15 protein-coding genes are annotated in these 16,958 nt (G+C 32.8%); 6 read left to right on the top strand and 9 right to left on the bottom strand.

Annotated elements, in window-relative coordinates; genetic code table 11:
• Entirely contained in the window at window positions 1-1,368 is a 1,368-nt protein-coding gene (locus SYN6308_RS07120; protein ID WP_017293748.1) for an MFS transporter, read from the bottom strand.
• A 168-nt stretch (window positions 1,369-1,536) separates the two neighbouring features.
• Here SYN6308_RS07120 and SYN6308_RS07115 point away from each other — a divergent pair, with 168 nt between their 5' ends.
• A complete protein-coding gene (locus SYN6308_RS07115) occupies window positions 1,537-1,869 on the top strand; it encodes an ArsR/SmtB family transcription factor (protein ID WP_017293747.1) in 333 nt (110 codons plus the stop codon).
• Window positions 1,870-1,922: 53 nt separating this feature from the next.
• On the opposite strand, the gene SYN6308_RS07110 is transcribed toward SYN6308_RS07115, so the two are convergent.
• From SYN6308_RS07110 to SYN6308_RS07085, 5 genes are all read right to left on the bottom strand, one after another.
• Complete coding sequence (locus tag SYN6308_RS07110) at window positions 1,923-2,261, bottom strand: rhodanese-like domain-containing protein (protein WP_017293746.1); 339 nt, start codon at window positions 2,259-2,261, stop codon at window positions 1,923-1,925.
• Window positions 2,262-2,321: 60 nt separating this feature from the next.
• Window positions 2,322-3,662, bottom strand: a complete 1,341-nt coding sequence (locus SYN6308_RS07105) for a cytochrome c biogenesis protein (RefSeq protein WP_017293745.1) — start codon at window positions 3,660-3,662, stop codon at window positions 2,322-2,324.
• A 113-nt stretch (window positions 3,663-3,775) separates the two neighbouring features.
• The gene (locus SYN6308_RS07100) at window positions 3,776-4,075 is read right to left on the bottom strand and encodes a 2Fe-2S iron-sulfur cluster-binding protein (RefSeq protein WP_017293744.1); all 300 of its coding nucleotides are present in this window, start codon (window positions 4,073-4,075) and stop codon (window positions 3,776-3,778) included.
• A gap of 181 nt (window positions 4,076-4,256) precedes the next feature.
• Window positions 4,257-5,315 carry a chemotaxis protein CheW gene (locus SYN6308_RS07095; RefSeq protein ID WP_017293743.1) on the bottom strand — a complete coding sequence of 353 codons (1,059 nt, stop codon included), beginning with the start codon at window positions 5,313-5,315 and terminating at the stop codon, window positions 4,257-4,259.
• Window positions 5,316-5,797: 482 nt separating this feature from the next.
• Entirely contained in the window at window positions 5,798-7,261 is a 1,464-nt protein-coding gene (locus tag SYN6308_RS07085; protein ID WP_017293741.1) for a HAMP domain-containing methyl-accepting chemotaxis protein, read from the bottom strand.
• A gap of 429 nt (window positions 7,262-7,690) precedes the next feature.
• Here SYN6308_RS07085 and sixA point away from each other — a divergent pair, with 429 nt between their 5' ends.
• Entirely contained in the window at window positions 7,691-8,185 is a 495-nt protein-coding gene (gene sixA / locus SYN6308_RS07080) for a phosphohistidine phosphatase SixA (protein WP_017293740.1), read from the top strand.
• Between the two features lie 121 nt (window positions 8,186-8,306).
• On the opposite strand, the gene SYN6308_RS07075 is transcribed toward sixA, so the two are convergent.
• A complete protein-coding gene (locus tag SYN6308_RS07075) occupies window positions 8,307-9,446 on the bottom strand; it encodes an LptF/LptG family permease (protein ID WP_026101966.1) in 1,140 nt (379 codons plus the stop codon).
• Between the two features lie 446 nt (window positions 9,447-9,892).
• Here SYN6308_RS07075 and SYN6308_RS07070 point away from each other — a divergent pair, with 446 nt between their 5' ends.
• The 3 genes from SYN6308_RS07070 to obgE all read left to right on the top strand — a co-directional run bounded on the left by SYN6308_RS07070 (window position 9,893) and on the right by obgE (window position 13,923).
• Entirely contained in the window at window positions 9,893-11,500 is a 1,608-nt protein-coding gene (locus tag SYN6308_RS07070; protein WP_017293738.1) for an ArnT family glycosyltransferase, read from the top strand.
• A 134-nt stretch (window positions 11,501-11,634) separates the two neighbouring features.
• The gene (locus SYN6308_RS07065; protein ID WP_017293737.1) at window positions 11,635-12,798 is read left to right on the top strand and encodes a histidine kinase; all 1,164 of its coding nucleotides are present in this window, start codon (window positions 11,635-11,637) and stop codon (window positions 12,796-12,798) included.
• An 84-nt stretch (window positions 12,799-12,882) separates the two neighbouring features.
• The gene (gene obgE, locus SYN6308_RS07060) at window positions 12,883-13,923 is read left to right on the top strand and encodes a GTPase ObgE (RefSeq protein WP_017293736.1); all 1,041 of its coding nucleotides are present in this window, start codon (window positions 12,883-12,885) and stop codon (window positions 13,921-13,923) included.
• A 4-nt stretch (window positions 13,924-13,927) separates the two neighbouring features.
• On the opposite strand, the gene SYN6308_RS07055 is transcribed toward obgE, so the two are convergent.
• Entirely contained in the window at window positions 13,928-14,329 is a 402-nt protein-coding gene (locus tag SYN6308_RS07055; RefSeq protein ID WP_017293735.1) for a response regulator, read from the bottom strand.
• 242 nt (window positions 14,330-14,571) lie between these two features.
• Here SYN6308_RS07055 and SYN6308_RS07050 point away from each other — a divergent pair, with 242 nt between their 5' ends.
• On the top strand, window positions 14,572-15,522 hold the full coding sequence (locus SYN6308_RS07050; RefSeq protein WP_017293734.1) for an ABC transporter ATP-binding protein: 951 nt from the start codon (window positions 14,572-14,574) through the stop codon (window positions 15,520-15,522).
• A gap of 91 nt (window positions 15,523-15,613) precedes the next feature.
• Here the strand turns inward: SYN6308_RS07050 and SYN6308_RS07045 are convergent, their stop codons facing one another.
• Window positions 15,614-16,954, bottom strand: a complete 1,341-nt coding sequence (locus tag SYN6308_RS07045; RefSeq protein ID WP_017293733.1) for an AMP-binding protein — start codon at window positions 16,952-16,954, stop codon at window positions 15,614-15,616.
• Between the last annotated feature and the right edge of the window lie 4 nt (window positions 16,955-16,958).

Here is a 16,958-nt window from a genome sequence, read left to right as displayed (position 1 = left end):
TTATTTAATCGCATATAAATCTCGTGCGTAACCGAAAGCAAAACGCCATGAATTAGAGATATTTTTATTAGAAAAACCCATAAAAACTATTAACGCCAAAATTGCCATTATCACTGTCACACCAAACAGAAAACGATAACCAAAGTCTAGCAATAAACTGCCTAAAACAGGTCCTCCTAATGCTACTCCCACATCAAAACCACTCACACAGATAGCAAATACCTTTCCTCTTTCTGTGGGGTGACATCGATCGGATATTAATGCTAGAATAATCGGTACTAACATCCCCGCCCCCATGCCTTCGGATAAGGCGGATAATAATAACATACCGCCACTATGGGCAAAAGTTAATAAAATCATGGACAATATATAACAAAAGATGCTAATAGTTATAAAAATTCCTCTACCATATTTATCAGATGAACTACCTGAAATAAATCTGACGATAAAAGATGCGATCGCAGCGACAGTATAAAATAAACCGACATTAAATTGAATACCTGTTTCTCTTAAATAAAGAGGTAAAAATGTTACTAATGCACCGAATAAAGTGCCGATGAGTAATAAGATAATCGTGGGAACTAGAAAGGAAGCATTAAAAATAATTTCTTTAAAAGTTCGATCATTGACTCCATCAAGTTTATGATATTTTAGATTAGTAATGTCGTTTTGTTTTTTCTTCAAAGAGTCAAATTCCCGAATTTGTATCGCTGAAATTAATGCTAAAATGCCACACAATGCGGATACAGAAAACAAAACTTGATAGCTAGTTGCTTCCTGTAAGAAACCACCGACAGCAGGTCCAAAAGCCATACCCACAGGCACTGCAAGGCTCATATAACCAATCAATTCTCCCCTTTGCTTGGGGGGAGACAAATCCACCACTAAAGCGCTGTAACCCGTGGTAAAAGCGGCAATACTGACACCATGAAAGGCACGAATAACCATCAATTGCGGAATGGAATCGAAGAATAAATAACCCATGGGTGCAAGAGTTGCCACTAAAGTACCTATAATAATTACTATTTTACGACTAGGATAATCAACTAATTTACCGATAAATTGACGTAAAAATCGGCTCAAAAAATTAGTTATCTGAGAATTTATCTTGATACCTTGGATTAACTTGGTTAATCCTTCATCAGCTAATTTTCCTAACCACACCCTCGATAACAATAAGCCAATGGCAAAACATCCCATAACATAGCCTACTTGTTTCGCCGTTGCGCCAATATCTTGAATATAGGCAGGTAAAACTGGTAATAAACAGGTTATGCTTGTCCAGAAACATAAGGCACAAAAAAACAAGATGACTAAATTGATTAACTTACTTTTTTCTATACTTTGAAAGGTTTTTAGAAAATTCACGATGTGATGGAAATTTTTAATTGTTACAAAACTTTATATTCTATTGTAGATATTTTCTTCGGCTTTTAGCTTCTTATGGTGTCTCAATGTTAATGTAATTAGGATAGGTAATGATAGAAAAATGGCTAAAGCCATTAACTACGAACCTTTTTTGTTTATCGTCTATTTATGTTATGTATGGTTTTCACAGAAATTAATAGTCAAGAAAGTTTTGTTAAGGGATTTCAGGCTTTATCTGATAGTTTGAGAATGGAGGTATTGGAGTTATTAAGTAATCGTGAGTTATGTGTATGTGAACTTACCGAAATTTTAGATATTCCTCAGTCGAAGTTATCTTTTCACCTCAAAACTTTACGGGAGGCGAATTTAGTTAATACTCGTCAGCAAGGTAAATGGACTTACTATAGTTTGAATTTAGCTAATATGGTGGCATTAGAACAATATTTATCTCAGTTTAGACGATCGATCGTCACTCTGCCTCCTCGTATTTGTCAAGAGTGAAGTATTTGTAAAGACGTAAAATTTTACGTCTCTATCGAAAAGATGGTTGATGTCTAATAGCGAGGAATAGAAGAATCAACATAAATGGCATAGGCATCGATACCACCAGAAACATTTTTTACTTGACTAAATCCCTGACTGACTAACCATTGACACATATTAGCCGATCGAATACCATGATGACATAAAACAATAGTTTCTAAATCAGGGTTAAACATCGTTTTAATTTGTTTCCCCCACTGCTCATATTGACTCAAAGGCAATAACTTAAAAGAAGGTAAAAAAGCAATGTTTGCTTCTGTTTCTTCCCTCACATCAATTAATTGTATATCGTGGTTTTCTTCTGCTAAAATAACCGCTAATTCTTCTACATTAATACTGGAAATATTCATAATTTTAATAACTTAATAATGTGGATAATTAACTCTCCATTCTTCATTTTCAATTCTTACTCATATTTTTTCTAATATTTGATACATTTCTTTCTCAAAAGCTACCAACGCTCGATTAGTTTTACCGCCGATAAAATATCGATCGTTCTCTTGTAATGCCCAGACTTGAGAAAATGAGACATAACTCATCACCACACCGATCATTAAAAGGGCAAAACCAAGATATACTAATGGTACACCCGGATCAGCTTTAATTTGTAAACCAGTAGAGCCAATTAATTCTAAAATTTTCAGAGTCACGCCATTAACCTCTACAGGCATATTTGGACGTACGGCACTGATTAATTTACCATCTATATCATAGAGAAACATTGTGCCTTGTAAATCTTTAGTAATTAAAGAGATTCCCTCACTTAAATCAGGTTTTGTCGGAATCCATGTACCCCAAATACGTCCTTTTCTTTCGTTAGTTAATTCTGCCATAGGTAACTGAAAAATAGGACTATTATTGAGTTGAATTTTTACCCCTGAAATACTCCAATTTGTTTGATAAAAAGTGATGCCATTATATCTTAACGGTTGATTGACAAAAATTGTTTTTCGATCGAGTTCTTCTCCTTTTTTATCAACTACTGATAAGTCAGAATAAAATTGATCTACTGAGCCATCAGGAGTGTATTTTATCCAAAAATCATTCACTTTAACATCAAAAGATTGAGCATGATTTAAGTTAGTAAATTTACCCGCTTCTAAAAAATTTTGAATGGTAAAAGTTTGACCACTTTGGATCATTTCTTGGGCAAAAAATCCCGTAAAAGCACCCCAAATTGCTCCTAATAAGATCACAATCATGCCTACATGGACAATGATCGGACCTATTCTTCCACTAATCCCTTTTTGGGCATATAATGAGTTATCATTTTGATAAACTTTATAGCCTCTTTCTCCTAAAATACTATTAATTTTTCCTAAAGATTCGGCGGTAATTTCTGCACTTAAAACCAGTTTATTAAACTGTCTTGGTTGATCATAAAACTTCCATATTTGAGTAGCTTTTAATGCAGGTAATTGTCTTCTAAAAGTACAGGCAATTAAACTACTTCCAAAAAGAACTAAAATGCTTAAATACCACCATGTGGTATAAACATGATTAAGTCCGATCGAAAGTAGTACTTGCCATGTTAAAAAACCAAATAAAGCAGGATTTTCTGGATAGTTTTCTTGATAATAATTAATGGGTTGATTTTGTTCAATAACCGTGCCACTGATACTAAAAAGAGCAATGATTAATAATAAGATAATCGCTAAACGTAAATCGGCAATCGTACTTACTAACTTACGAAAAAATAGATTTATATAATTAATAAAAGATAAATTTTGACTAGAATTAGATACACTCATGTATTAAAAATTAAGAATTAAAAAGTATGAGTAATGTTTTAAATAACATCTTTAACTTATGTCATCATATCATTTCTCTATACCTAATTCCTAAATCCTCATTTCTGATGACATTATGCAGGTTTAGTCTTAACAGTTATATCTCCATTGACTAAAGTTTGACAAGCTAAACGATAGTTTTCGGGTTTACGACGCAATTTCTTTTCCTCAAAATTGGTTTTCGGTGATAAATTCTCTAAGCCTGAAACAATTTCAACAACACAAGTAGCGCATTGCCCATAGCCTCCACAATTCATCAGTTTTCCCCGTAGTTTATAAATATCAACTCCATTTTGTAAGGCTTTTTCCCTTAAATTTGCACCATCGGCGGCTACTGCGTCTTTATTCTCGTTGATAAAAGTGATTGTGGGCATGATTGGTTACTCCTCTAATAATGTTAAGTTATTTATCTCAATATTAAGAAATTGTAACAACTCTTATGCCCAAAATTAAATTAGTATGATTTTTTTCTGGCAAAGAGGCAGAGAAAAAAACCAATAAGTTAATCCCCATCTAAGTTTACTGATGGAGGTAGGAAATAGTTAAGACTTATAATTAAACAGTTTCATCTACGGCTAAACTACTACTGAGTAAAATTTTCGGTAGATCAAGAATGGTCATCATTTTATCATTATAAGGAGCAGTGCCTTGTAAATAATCATTATTGAGGTCGTGTAATGCAGTAGGCACAGAAGTTATATCTTGAGGGTTTAAAAACATGACATCTACCACATCTTCAACTTTAATACCTGCTACTATATCATCCACTTGAACCACGATCGCCTGAGATTTACTGCCCATATCTTTTTGAGATAAATTCAGTAAATTACGAATATCCACGAGAGTTAAAATTTCACCCCGTAAATTCATATTACCGATGATATGATGAGGACAACAAGGAATTGGTGTTAATTGAGTAATTTCCGTAAATTCCCTCACGATGCTTAAATCCATGGCGAAAAATTCGTCATCTAAAGCAACAATGGCAAGGGGTTTATAACCGTCTCTTTCTTCGGTTTCTGTGGTTTGCCGTAAACTTTCTGCCCGTTGTCGATAAATTTTTCTTTCTTCTGAGGTAGCATTAGGACAAAATACCCGTTTTTTTTCTAAGGATAAATGATCTTCGGAAGGATTATCTAAGGCAAGTTCTGTGGTATCTTCATCAATATTTTGTTTCTCGATATAGTGAATTAAATTATCAGAATCGAGGGTAACAATTATATGTTCTTCTTTGCGCGCAATCCCAGCGATAAATTTACGCCTTTGATTAATTATAGAGTCACGTCCGATCGAAATCTCTGAGCTAATAGAATCTTCTTCAATATTTTGAACGTCTTGTACCTCATTAACGATAATACCAACTCGCAAATCTCCAGATTTAAGCACAATCACACTATCAGAAATGCGATATTCGTCTCCTTGATAACCAAAACGAATGTTAATATCCATCACGGGTAAAATGTCTCCCCTAACATTAACCACTCCAATAATATCTCTAGGGGCTTCGGGAATGGGAGTTAATTCGGGTAAAAAGAAAATTTCCTCCACGGCAAAGGTATCAATTCCATAAACCGAATCATTGAGGGTAAAGGTTAGATAAGGATGCTCTTTCATAATAAGTAAAAAGTAAGGTCGAATGGAGAAGGTCGAATGGAGAAGGTCGAATGGAGAAGGTCGAATGGAGAAGGTCGAATGGAGAAGGTCGAATGGAGAATGGAGAATTAATATCAAATTCTTTGTTTACTTGTTAGATGGTTTTCAAGAAAAAATATACCAATCTTCTCAATAATTCCCCCTTTTTTTAGCAGTTTTTTTCAAAGTCGAGGTAAAATTGCATTTTAAGAGTTCAATTCATTGAACGAAAACTGTTAGCTGTGGAATTTATTACACAGCGAGTTATGAGTTGAAACCATTATCCCAACGTGTAATGAATTACACGTCTAATAGTGATCGTTAAATAAATTTAACTCAATTTTCCCCAAAATATCACTGTTTTTCATAATAATTAATTATCTAATCAGGAAAAATAGCGAGATTTCTTATTACTCATTACTTAGAAAAGGATTGCTTCGTGCCTTGCAATGACAGAAATATGATTAAACAAGCTCTTTTAATTCTTGGGTGACTTCGTTTAGTTTTTGTGTACCGATACGGGTTTGAGTAATCCCTGCGGAGGTTTCTCTTGCACCTTGGTTAATGGCATTCATGGCGGTTAAAACTTGTTCAAAAGCGGAGGATTGTTGGCGAATATTGAGGGCGATTTGTTGGTTATTCATCACTACGTTATTAACGGATTCTTTCACCCCAGCGAAAGCAAGGGCAGTATTTTGGGCGATTTGCATACCAGAGTCCACTGTTTTTGTACCTTCATCCGTTACCATAACGGTTGTGTTGATGGAGTTTTGAATTTGGGATACTAAACCGTTAATTTTTTCGGCGGATTGTTTACTTTGATCTGCTAATTTACGAATTTCGGCGGCCACTACAGCAAAGCCTTTTCCATGTTCTCCTGCTCTCACGGCTTCCACGGCAGCGTTAAGGGCTAACATATTAGTACGATTGGCAATGTCACTAACTAATTGAGAAATACTACCGATTTGGTTGGTTTGTTCGCTTAATTGCATAATTTGCTCGGCGATCGCACCCACTTTTACTTTAAGCTCACTCATTTCCGAGAGGGTTTGTTGTACTGCTTGATCTCCATTTTCCGCTAACTGTAAGGCTTCCCTAGCGGCATTAGCGGCGGATTCCGCTTGTTCGGAGGATTGACGAGAAGAAGCCCCTAATTCGTCCATAGTCGTTGTAGTTTCGTTCACAGAGGCGGCTTGTTGGCTAGTAGTACGATCTTGTTGTTCGATCGTAGCGGCAACTTCGGTGCTTGAGGTAGCAATTTGAGAGGTGGCATCGTTGAGACGACGGGTAATATTGAAGTAAATGATAAACCCAAAAAGAATAGATGCAATAATAATCATTCCACTGGTAAGTAAAACAGCATTTTGTAAAGCGGCGATACTATCTGTTTGTTGTTCTCCATAGCGCTCAAAAATAACTTTTTCTTCTTTTTCAAACTCATCTAAAGTGTCAAAAATATTCGTAACTAATTCATTGCCTCCTGCACTATTCCAATAGGCTAATCCTGCTTCTAATCCTTGGCTTTGGATAGTCTCAATAATTCTGTCATTAATCTCTGTATATTTATTATAATCAGATTGGATTGATTCGATTCTTCTTAGTTGTTCTTGTTCATTTTGAAGCAATGCTATCACTGCTTTGAGACTATCATTGGTAAGTGTTTTGATTTGTTGATAATCCCTGATATTTTCCTGCCTTCCTAATAAAACACCTCGTACTGTCCTAGAAGTTCCTTGAAGTCCTTGCACTGTTTGAGTTAACTCTTGGAATACCAAAGCAACTTGATCAACTCGCTCAATGGCTTGTTTTGTGTTGTTAAGATTATTAATCACCAAAATTGGCGCTAAAATTGAGAAGAAAACAGGCACTGCATAACCAATGCCAATCCAATATCTAATTTTTAAACCTTTACTAATGCCAGTACTCATGTATTTTTCTCCTTATAAATAATTGAGTTTTAGTTTTTCTGTACTATACTAAAATTTTGATTTAGTAAATACTGAAGTCAAGAAAATCCTTGTTAAGAATGATCTATATTTAGTTTGAAATCTTGCTTTAAGTTTTATCTTTTCTTCTACTTTAATATAATCTTACTTTTAAAATAAAGAACATTTTTTTTTACATTTTTTAGTAATTCTTTTAAGGTGTCTTTTTGTAAAGAAAATATATTTTTTGTAAATATTTTGCTGAGGATATTTGATGGTCTTGCGTAATTATTTGTACTCATGTATTTTTCAATTTTTGGGAGATGGTTTTTTTATCACCAAAGATTCTAAGATTAGAAGTATAATTAAGGATTGTAAATCAATGACTGATTGATCACACTTTTAACATTTTCAATTTATCAAATTTTTAATATGATTATTTATTTTATTCGTCATGGTATCGCCGAATCAAGATCGATCGAAAAGGATGATTCCCATAGAATTTTAACCTCAAAAGGGATTACTAAAACGCAAAAAGTTGCCCAAAAATTATCTTATTTAGATATTAAATTTGATGTGATTATTACGAGTCCTTATGTTAGGGCAAAAGAAACCGCTATTCTTCTTCAACAAGCAAAATTAGCCCCCGAAATTATCGAACATTCTGCTCTTACTCCCGAAGGAAATATTTTAGAATGGATTAATTGGTTACAAAATTCTGATTATAACGATCGTAGTTCGATCGCATTAGTGGGACATCAACCAGATTTTAGTAATTGGGTAGAATTGTTAATTTTTGGTGAAATAAAAGGTAAATTAGTTGTGAAAAAAAGTGGTATTATTGCCATAAAAATATTTGATTTATCTAATCCTATTGGTAATAGTGAATTATTTTTATTAGCAGGTCCAAAATGGATTACAAATTAGGTGATGCTTCATAGTTTTTTGATGAGGAAAAGTAAAAAGTAATAAGGAATAAGTAATAAAAAAAATATGTACAACGGGCATTTTGCCCGTATCTAATTATTTGATTTTGCGATTAGATAGTTTAAGCAAAATTAGGTTTAAATAACAAATAAAGTCCGACACCAAAACCTAGAAGATTCGGTATCCATGCCGCCATAAAAGGGGAAAGCACCCCAATTAAGCCTAAACTACCAATCATGAAACTGGTAAAATAATAACCAAATACGATCGCAACACATAGTCCAAAACCTGTAGCTTTACTCGCACCATTCGGACGACTTCCCAAGGAGCTTCCTACTAATGCGAAAATAATACATACAAAAGGAAAGGAAATTTTTTGAGCAGTACGCACTTGAAACATTAAGACAGATTTTTCATCTCCTAATAGTCTTAATAATTTGATATATTCTTGAGATTGTAGAATATTCATCTCAAAAGGATCTCTACTTTTAGAAGCTAATTCTAAAGGAGTTTTGGATAAAGCAATTTGAGTTTTTTCAAAAAAATATTCTTTCCCCATTAAGGGTTTTTCTTTGACATTATAAATTACTCCATTAAACAAATCCCACACTTGAGATTTATTATTCCATTGTCCTTTTTCTGATATTATGACTTTGTTTAAACTTTTTTTCTCAGTATCTAAAATCGTTACAGATTTCATAGTTTCCCCATCAAAGGCTTGAGCATAAAATAAAGTTTTCAGTTGTTTTGTTTCTTTACCATTATCTCCTTTAATTTGCACATATTCAGGGTAAAAAATATCTTGTCTTAATAAAAATTTTCTTTGTTCATTTAGTTGGTTAACTAAAATAGTGGTAACTTTATAGTTAGAATTAGGAACAATTAATTCATTAAAAATAAAAGTTAAACCCGTAATAAATACGCTAAATATTAAAGCGGGAAGAATCAAACGAAAAAGACTAATACCCGTACTTCTAAGGGCTATTAATTCATTATCACTACTTAAACGACTATAGGTAATTAAAGTGGTTAATAAAACTGATATGGGTAAAGCATAGGATATATATTCGGGAATTTTAAGGCAAAATATTTCGATCGCTGAAATTAATGATAAGTTTGAATTGACTATTTTATAGCTTAAATCTGATAAAGTGGCGATCGCAACCCCTAAAGCGGAAAAAAGTGCTACTCCAAAGAAAAAAGGTATCAGTAATTCTCTTACCAAATAAACATCCATGATTGAGAGTTTAAAAGTGCGCATTCAATTTAAAATGATAAATTGGATTTAAAATAATTGTTATTTATAAGATTTGTAAAATAAAACAAAAAAAAGATAATAAAAAAGTAGTTCAAAAATTTTGTAATAAAATTATTTATGATTTATTTAACAATGGTTTAGGTTTACTATAGCATTCCTAAATGATTTGTGGAAAATTCCTCCTTTAATTTCCCCTAAGTTTGGGGGGGAGGGGCGAAAATTTTATAACTGATTTAGAATTTTTCTTAAGAATTATCTTATCATATAAATTTAATGATATTCAATCTTAAATTCCTCTGATCAATTTGATCAATTATAACTTTTTACCTAATTTAATCATATATTTTTTATAATTTAAAAAAGCTATATATCAAAATTGAAGTTATTTTTTATCAATTTTTTTAGCTATATATTAACATTATTTCGAGACAATTTTATCCCTAGAATTAATGAGTAAAATCAAAAACTCCTCTATTTTATCCTATCCGATAAGTCTCATTCTGCTAATCGGTTTCATCATTCGAGTCATTATTGCAGTCTATTTACAACCCGGATATGATGAGGCTTATTATTTTCTCTATACCCAGAATTTAGATTGGAGTTATTTTGATCATCCTTTGTTAGTATCATTAACTACTGGTTTCGGAATTTGGTTAACGGGAGAAGTTAATCAATTTACTATTCGCATTGGTACATTAATTCTTACTACGGGTAGTTTATATTGTCTTTATTTAACAGGGAAAAAATTATTTAACCATGACAGTGGATTATTGACTTTAGTTATTGCGTCTATTATTCCAATTTTTACGGTAGCTTTTGGGGTGTTAACATTACCAGATGTGCCTTTAATTTTTTTCCTCACTTTAACTTTACTTATTGCTTCGGATGAGTTTTTTTCTAATGAAGATAAATTAACTTATCAACCTAGTTATCGTCTTATTTTTATCGGTTTATGTCTAGGATTTGCTTGTTTAAGTAAATATCATGGTTTTATTTTTGCCTTAGGTTTAGTCGGATTTTGTTTATTTAACCCACTTTATAGAAAGGTTTTTTATTCCCCTTGGCTAATTATAACTTTTATTATCTTTATTTTTAGTTTATTTCCCCTTTTATATTGGAATTGGCAACATAATTGGGTATCTTTTGGTTTTCAATTATCGACTCGTTTTAATTCGGCTTCCTCAACTTCTTTAACAATCAATCCTCTAAATATTATTGTGGTTGCTTTAGTTAGTATCGGTTATTTATTCCCTAGTTTTGGTTTTCCTTTGTGGTGGGTAGGAGGTGTAACTTTTTGGCAGGAAATTCGGGGAAAATCTAACCCCCGTTATCAATTAATTTTATGGGTTTCTTTGCCTTTAATTATTGGTTTCACTGTGTTAGGTGCAGTAACACAAATTTTGCCCACTTGGGCGATGCCCGGATTTTGGTTTTTAACCTTAATCTTAGGTCATTATAGCTCCCTATGGATTAAATATAATCTGAAGCTGATTCATCGTTGGTTATTTTTATCTTTTCTGGTGGTTAATACTCTTATCTTTATTTTGCTTTCTCATGTGAGTTTGGGATTATTCCAAAAACCGAATCAACATACTTTTTTTTCGGGTTTGATTTCTCCTCAACATGATCCTTCTACGGAGTTAATTGATATTGTACAATTACGATCGAACTTTCAAGCATCTCCCGAATTTTCTCAGGCTTTACAGGATGCTGACTTTATTTTTACCAATCAATACTATTTAGGCGGTTACATTGGTATGGCGATCGAACCCTTGAGTAATATTCCCATAACTTGTTTTAGTGGCGATAACAGAGGTTTTGATTATTGGTATCCCCTCGAAAAGTTAAAAGGAAAACGGGGATTATATATCACCACCCAACGATTTGCGGAGGAGGAAATCACTCAACAATATAGCCAGTATTTTCAACAATGGAGAAAAATAACTCAAATACCTTTAGTGCGATCGGGAGAGATAACGGAGGTATTCTATGTCTATGAGGGGAAAAATTTAATCACTTTGCCTTCACCAATTCATTTTGTGAAAAGTGCTAGTTAAGAGGTAATATTAGATAAATAAGTGCTTAATCTTTTTTTTATATTTTTGAATTGAATCAAAAATTCGATCGTCAAAAAGAAAAGAAAAGCTATTTCCTTCATCAGACAGTGATTGTCAGACTTTGAGGTGTTGTCATGTCTCCATTGCCCAATGAATCAGAATTACTTTTTAATACAACAAACACCGAGAAAAACAATAATCTTCAGTTATTATTATTTGTTGATAATCGCCATAGTTCACAAAAAAACATTGAACAAATTAAGAATTATTTACATAGTTTAACAGCAGATTACTATTTTCAGTTAGAAGTATTAGAAATTAGTAAACATCCCCATTTAGTTGAACATTTTAAATTAGTTGCGACTCCAGCATTAGTCAAAGTTAATCCTTTACCTCAACACACTTTAGCAGGAAGTAATTTAACGGCACAATTACAAAAATGTTGGTACAAATGGCAGGAATCTTTAGAAAATAAGAATTTTTATGAGTTTTCTAGTAATGATTCAACTTTTCAAACTTGTTTACCATCGGTAGATTTAATTCATTTACAAGATGAGCTTTTTCAACTTAAACAAGAAGTTGATAAATTGAAACAACAAATACAATTTAAAGATCAAATGTTAACGATGTTAGCCCACGATTTAAGAAGCCCTCTAACTGCTGCTTCCATTGCTTTAGAGACGATCGAATTAGCACAAAATAAAGATAATTTTATCGACAATAAATCTTTATATAGCAGACTTTTTAAACAAGCAAAAAATCAATTTTTTATCATGAATAAAATGATAGGAGATTTACTTCACACATCAAAAAACATTGATGGACAACTAAATATTATACCAAAAAAAGTAGATTTAATAAATATTTCTCAAGAAATTATTGAAAATTTATCGACTAAATTAAAAGAAAAAAATCAACGTATTGTCAAAGAGATACCTCAAGACTTACCTTTTATTTATGCTGATGAAAATTTAATTAGGCAAGTATTAATTAATTTACTAGAAAATGCCATTAAATATAGTCCCTATTCAGCCCCAATTATCCTCTCCATTATTCATAAAACTAGCCAAAAAATACAAGTTAGTATTATTGACAAAGGCTCAGGTATTCCAGATACAAAAAAAGAGCGTATTTTTGAAGATCATTTTCGTTTAAAAAGAGATGAACAACAAGACGGCTACGGCATTGGTTTAACCCTTTGTCGTCGAGTGATTAACGCCCACTACGGACAAATTTGGGTGGATGATAACGGCAATCAAGGCAGTTGTTTTCGTTTTACCCTCCCCGTTTATAATTAGTCAATCGCTCCTATCTTTCGTTCTAGGTTACAATAAAAGGATATGTTAAGAAGGTATAGTCGATCGAGAGATTGAGAATAATTTATGAAGTTTATAGATCACGTTGAAATTGAAGTGGCAGCAGGAAAAGGAGGAGATGGACTTGTAGCCTTTCGTAGAGAAAAATATGTCCCCGCCGGAGGCCCATCCGGAGGCAATGGAGGGCGAGGAGGTTCGGTATGGTTTCAACCTACAGAAAGATTACAAACTCTCTTAGATTTTAAATACGCTCGTTGTTTCAAAGCCGATGACGGCAAAAGAGGAGGACCAAATAATCGTACGGGGCATTCTGGAGAAGACCTCATTTTAGAAATCCCTTGCGGTACAATGGTTTATGATACCGACACTGATGAGTTAATTGCCGATTTAGTCACCCCTGATGATACTTTTTTGATTGCCAAAGGCGGTAAAGGTGGCTTAGGAAATCAACATTTTTTGAGTAATAGTAACCGTGCGCCCGAATATGCCTTACCCGGTTTAGAAGGAGAAATCAAGAATTTACGGTTAGAGTTGAAATTGTTAGCAGAAGTGGGAATTATTGGATTACCCAACGCCGGAAAGTCCACCCTTATATCTGCCTTGTCTTCCGCTAAACCAAAAATCGCCGATTACCCTTTTACTACTTTGATTCCCAATTTAGGAGTAGTGCGTAAACCAACAGGAGATGGTACGGTTTTTGCGGATATACCCGGATTGATTGAAGGTGCTTCCGAAGGAATTGGTTTAGGGCATGATTTCTTGAGACATATCGAGCGTACCCGTTTATTAGTACATTTGATTGATGTTAACTCGGAAAATCCTGTTCACGATTACGAGATAATTCAAGGAGAACTGTCAGCCTATGGTAAAGGTTTGCACGATCGACCTCAAATTATCGGTTTAAATAAAATAGATACCATAGACGAGGAAACTCAACAGGAAATTTTAACTCAATTTCAAGGGTTAACGGATAACCGAATTTTCCTGATTTCAGGGGTAACAGGTTTAGGGTGCGATCGACTTTTACAAGAAGTATGGAATAATTTAGATAGAATGAAAATTAGCGAAATCGAGGAAAATGCCTCATTACTCATGACAAATTCCTAATTATTTATATACCTAAAATATGGTAAATAGTTCTTTTAATTTCCTCTCCTTTTTTAGCTTTTAAATCAGGAGAAACTACTCCAGAAGGTTTATTAATTACTCCATTAGCACCTAACATTTTTGCTTGATTAATTTTAGGAGAATTAAGCTCCGCACCGGTTACAACTATTACTTTAGCATTGCTTTTAGCCTTGAGATTTTGTAAAAAAGTAACCCCATCCATGTTAGGCATTTCTAAGTCTAAAATGATTAAATCTGGCTTAATATTCGTTAATTTAGATAAAGCCTCTTGACCATCAGAAGCATATTCTGCGATCGTCAAATTAGCATCTTCACTGATAATATTACCCAGAATAACCCTCATAATGGGAGAGTCATCCACAATCATAATTTGTTTTTTAGCCATAATAACTAGATTTCTTTTTTGATGATCTTACTATAATTCTATAGGATTTGTCAGAAAATAAAACACTAATTTTTTTTAAAAAGGGAAATTAGAGAGCATAAAATGATCAAAAACAATTAATGAATATCGAATAGCTAAAACTCTGTTTAAATCTACTTAATATCTAAAACTTTTATCTGATATTTGTACAGTGTAAAAAATCATAGTTATAATCAAACTTGACGAGGTTAAAGTTAGAAAACATGATCAATTTAGAGTCAGCAATTGTCACGGTAGGATTAACAAAACAATTTGAAAGACATATCGCCGTCAATGATGTGGATTTACAAATCAAAAAAGGTGATGTTTATGGTTTAATAGGTCCTAATGGAGCAGGAAAAACTACATTAATTAAAATGATAGCCGCCGCTGAAAATCCCACCAAAGGCGAAATCTATCTGAATGGCGATCAATTACTTCTTGATGAAAATAGCAGACATATTAAACAAAACATTGGCTATTTACCCGATGATTTTCCCTTATATGACGACTTAACCGTTATCGATTACTTAGAATATTTTGCTCGACTATACAACCTCAAGCAACCCCAACGCCGTCAAAGAATCCAAGAAGTATTAGACTTAGTTAACCTTGAATCTAAACGTAACTCCCTAATTGCCAACCTTTCAAGGGGCATGAAACAACGATTAAGTTTAGCAAGAACAGTAATTCATCTACCAAATATTTTAGTATTAGATGAACCAGTATCAGGATTAGATCCGATCGCACGGTTAGAATTTAGAGAAAGTATCAAAACCTTACAAAAAATAGGCATGACAATTCTCATCTCATCCCATGTTTTATCAGACTTAGCCGAATTATGTAACTCTGTAGGAATCATGGAATTAGGATGCTTAGTTGAAAGTACAACCCTACAAGATTTATATAATCGTCTGAGTCATCCTCAAATTATGATTGGCATACTAGAAGGATACAACAAGCTAGAAACAGAATTGAAAAATTGGGATACCGTGAAAGCATGGGAAAAACTACCCCACGGAGAAATAAGAGTAGAATTTGCGGGAGACACTCAAGACAGCGCCAACTTATTAAAAAGTCTCATTGATGCAGGTATTGTAATCCATGACTTTCATTGTCAACAAGCCGACTTAGAAACAATTTTTCTTAGTTTAGGACACAAACAAGTATCCTAGTATAGAATTGAGAATTGAGAATTAAGAATTAAGAATTGAAAATTGAAAATTAATTTTTTATTTGTTCGTAGTAAGGGTTTTAACCCTTATTTTACGTCTCTACAATAGTTTGAGTTATGGAAAATTTAATTTTTCCTTGAGAATTACGAGGAATAATATCTAATTTATGCCAAATTTTAGGGATTTTATAATTAGCAATTAAACAGGCTAATTTGAGTTTTATATCTTCTTCACAAATATTATTATTTAAAGGTACATAAAAAGCCGTAATAACTTCTCCCCAATAGTTATCTTTTGTCGCTGTGATATGAATATCTTTCACTAATCCAGTGCTTAAAATTGCCGTTTCAATTTCTAACGGAAAAACATTTTCTCCTCCCGTAATAATTTTTTGGCTATTACGCCCTAAAATATAGAGAAAATTATCTTCATCTAAATACCCGACATCATCAGTAATAAAAATATCTACATTATTAAAATGGGGATAATATCCCTTAAAAAGACAGGGCGATTTTATTTTAATTAAATCTTTAGTTTCTTTCTCCATAACTATTTCTGCATGGGGTAATATTTGCCCATTACTGTTATTTTTAACTACTAACTTATCGGGGGTTAAAATACTTATACCCGAAGCAGTTTCTGTCATGCCGTAGGTTAAAGCAAGAGGTAATTTATATTTATTTGCTAAATCAATTTGTTGAGGATAAATAGATGCACCGCCTACTAAAATTATTTTAAATAGTTTTAAATATTCTGGCTTATTGTCTAAAAAAAATTGTAATTGAGTAGGCACTAAAGAGATAAAATAATCATGATAATTTTCGATAATATCTAGGGAATTTTTGAGGGAAGAAAAACTATTAATAATTAAATTTCCTTTACTAATAAAAGAACGTATTATTTGCATTAAACCACTAACATGATAAAGGGGAAGACAGCAGTAAGAATTAATCGGTAAGGAATCAAAATATTGATAAAAACCTATAGCAGAAGCGGTTAGGGTTTTCCATGTATGAATAGCAAATTTTATCTTCCCAGATGTGCCTCCGGTGGGAATCATTATGCCCTCGAATTTGGGTAGAATTTCGGGTTTTGTGGTGAAAGGATAATTAATCTCTCCAAAAATAATATCAGGAGTAACTATTTTTTCTACTTGTTGCCATTCTTGTTGTTGCCAATGGGGGTTAATTAAGAAGATGCAACTTTGACTAATAATTCCTGCAAAAAAGGCACTAATAAAATTAATTTCCTTGGTTTCTGCGATAAAAATTATGAGGTTTTTTTCTGTATTTTGACAATTTTGACAGGAGTTTATTATCTTTAAATAATGATTAATTTTAGCTTCATTAATTAGCGATATTTTTTGAGGATAATATATCCATAGTTGACTTAATAATTTAAGATGTGATAATATATCTAAAGAATCAATCATTGAT

Source organism: Geminocystis herdmanii PCC 6308 (assembly GCF_000332235.1).
Classification (GTDB): Bacteria; Cyanobacteriota; Cyanobacteriia; order Cyanobacteriales; family Cyanobacteriaceae; genus Geminocystis; species Geminocystis herdmanii.
Note: the sequence above shows the minus strand (reverse complement) of the source record. Positions and strands in the feature narration are given on the sequence as shown.

Excerpts from the sequence above, each read along its gene's own strand:
- SYN6308_RS07115 (WP_017293747.1), top strand. The coding sequence starts at position 1,537 with ATGTTATGTATGGTTTTCACAGAAATTAATAGTCAAGAAAGTTTTGTT.
- SYN6308_RS07110 (WP_017293746.1), bottom strand. The coding sequence starts at position 2,261 with ATGAATATTTCCAGTATTAATGTAGAAGAATTAGCGGTTATTTTAGCA.
- SYN6308_RS07105 (WP_017293745.1), bottom strand. The coding sequence starts at position 3,662 with ATGAGTGTATCTAATTCTAGTCAAAATTTATCTTTTATTAATTATATA.
- SYN6308_RS07100 (WP_017293744.1), bottom strand. The coding sequence starts at position 4,075 with ATGCCCACAATCACTTTTATCAACGAGAATAAAGACGCAGTAGCCGCC.
- SYN6308_RS07095 (WP_017293743.1), bottom strand. The coding sequence starts at position 5,315 with ATGAAAGAGCATCCTTATCTAACCTTTACCCTCAATGATTCGGTTTAT.
- SYN6308_RS07085 (WP_017293741.1), bottom strand. The coding sequence starts at position 7,261 with ATGAGTACTGGCATTAGTAAAGGTTTAAAAATTAGATATTGGATTGGC.
- sixA (WP_017293740.1), top strand. The coding sequence starts at position 7,691 with ATGATTATTTATTTTATTCGTCATGGTATCGCCGAATCAAGATCGATC.
- SYN6308_RS07075 (WP_026101966.1), bottom strand. The coding sequence starts at position 9,446 with ATGCGCACTTTTAAACTCTCAATCATGGATGTTTATTTGGTAAGAGAA.
- SYN6308_RS07070 (WP_017293738.1), top strand. The coding sequence starts at position 9,893 with ATGAGTAAAATCAAAAACTCCTCTATTTTATCCTATCCGATAAGTCTC.
- SYN6308_RS07065 (WP_017293737.1), top strand. The coding sequence starts at position 11,635 with ATGTCTCCATTGCCCAATGAATCAGAATTACTTTTTAATACAACAAAC.
- obgE (WP_017293736.1), top strand. The coding sequence starts at position 12,883 with ATGAAGTTTATAGATCACGTTGAAATTGAAGTGGCAGCAGGAAAAGGA.
- SYN6308_RS07055 (WP_017293735.1), bottom strand. The coding sequence starts at position 14,329 with ATGGCTAAAAAACAAATTATGATTGTGGATGACTCTCCCATTATGAGG.
- SYN6308_RS07050 (WP_017293734.1), top strand. The coding sequence starts at position 14,572 with ATGATCAATTTAGAGTCAGCAATTGTCACGGTAGGATTAACAAAACAA.
- SYN6308_RS07045 (WP_017293733.1), bottom strand. The coding sequence starts at position 16,954 with ATGATTGATTCTTTAGATATATTATCACATCTTAAATTATTAAGTCAA.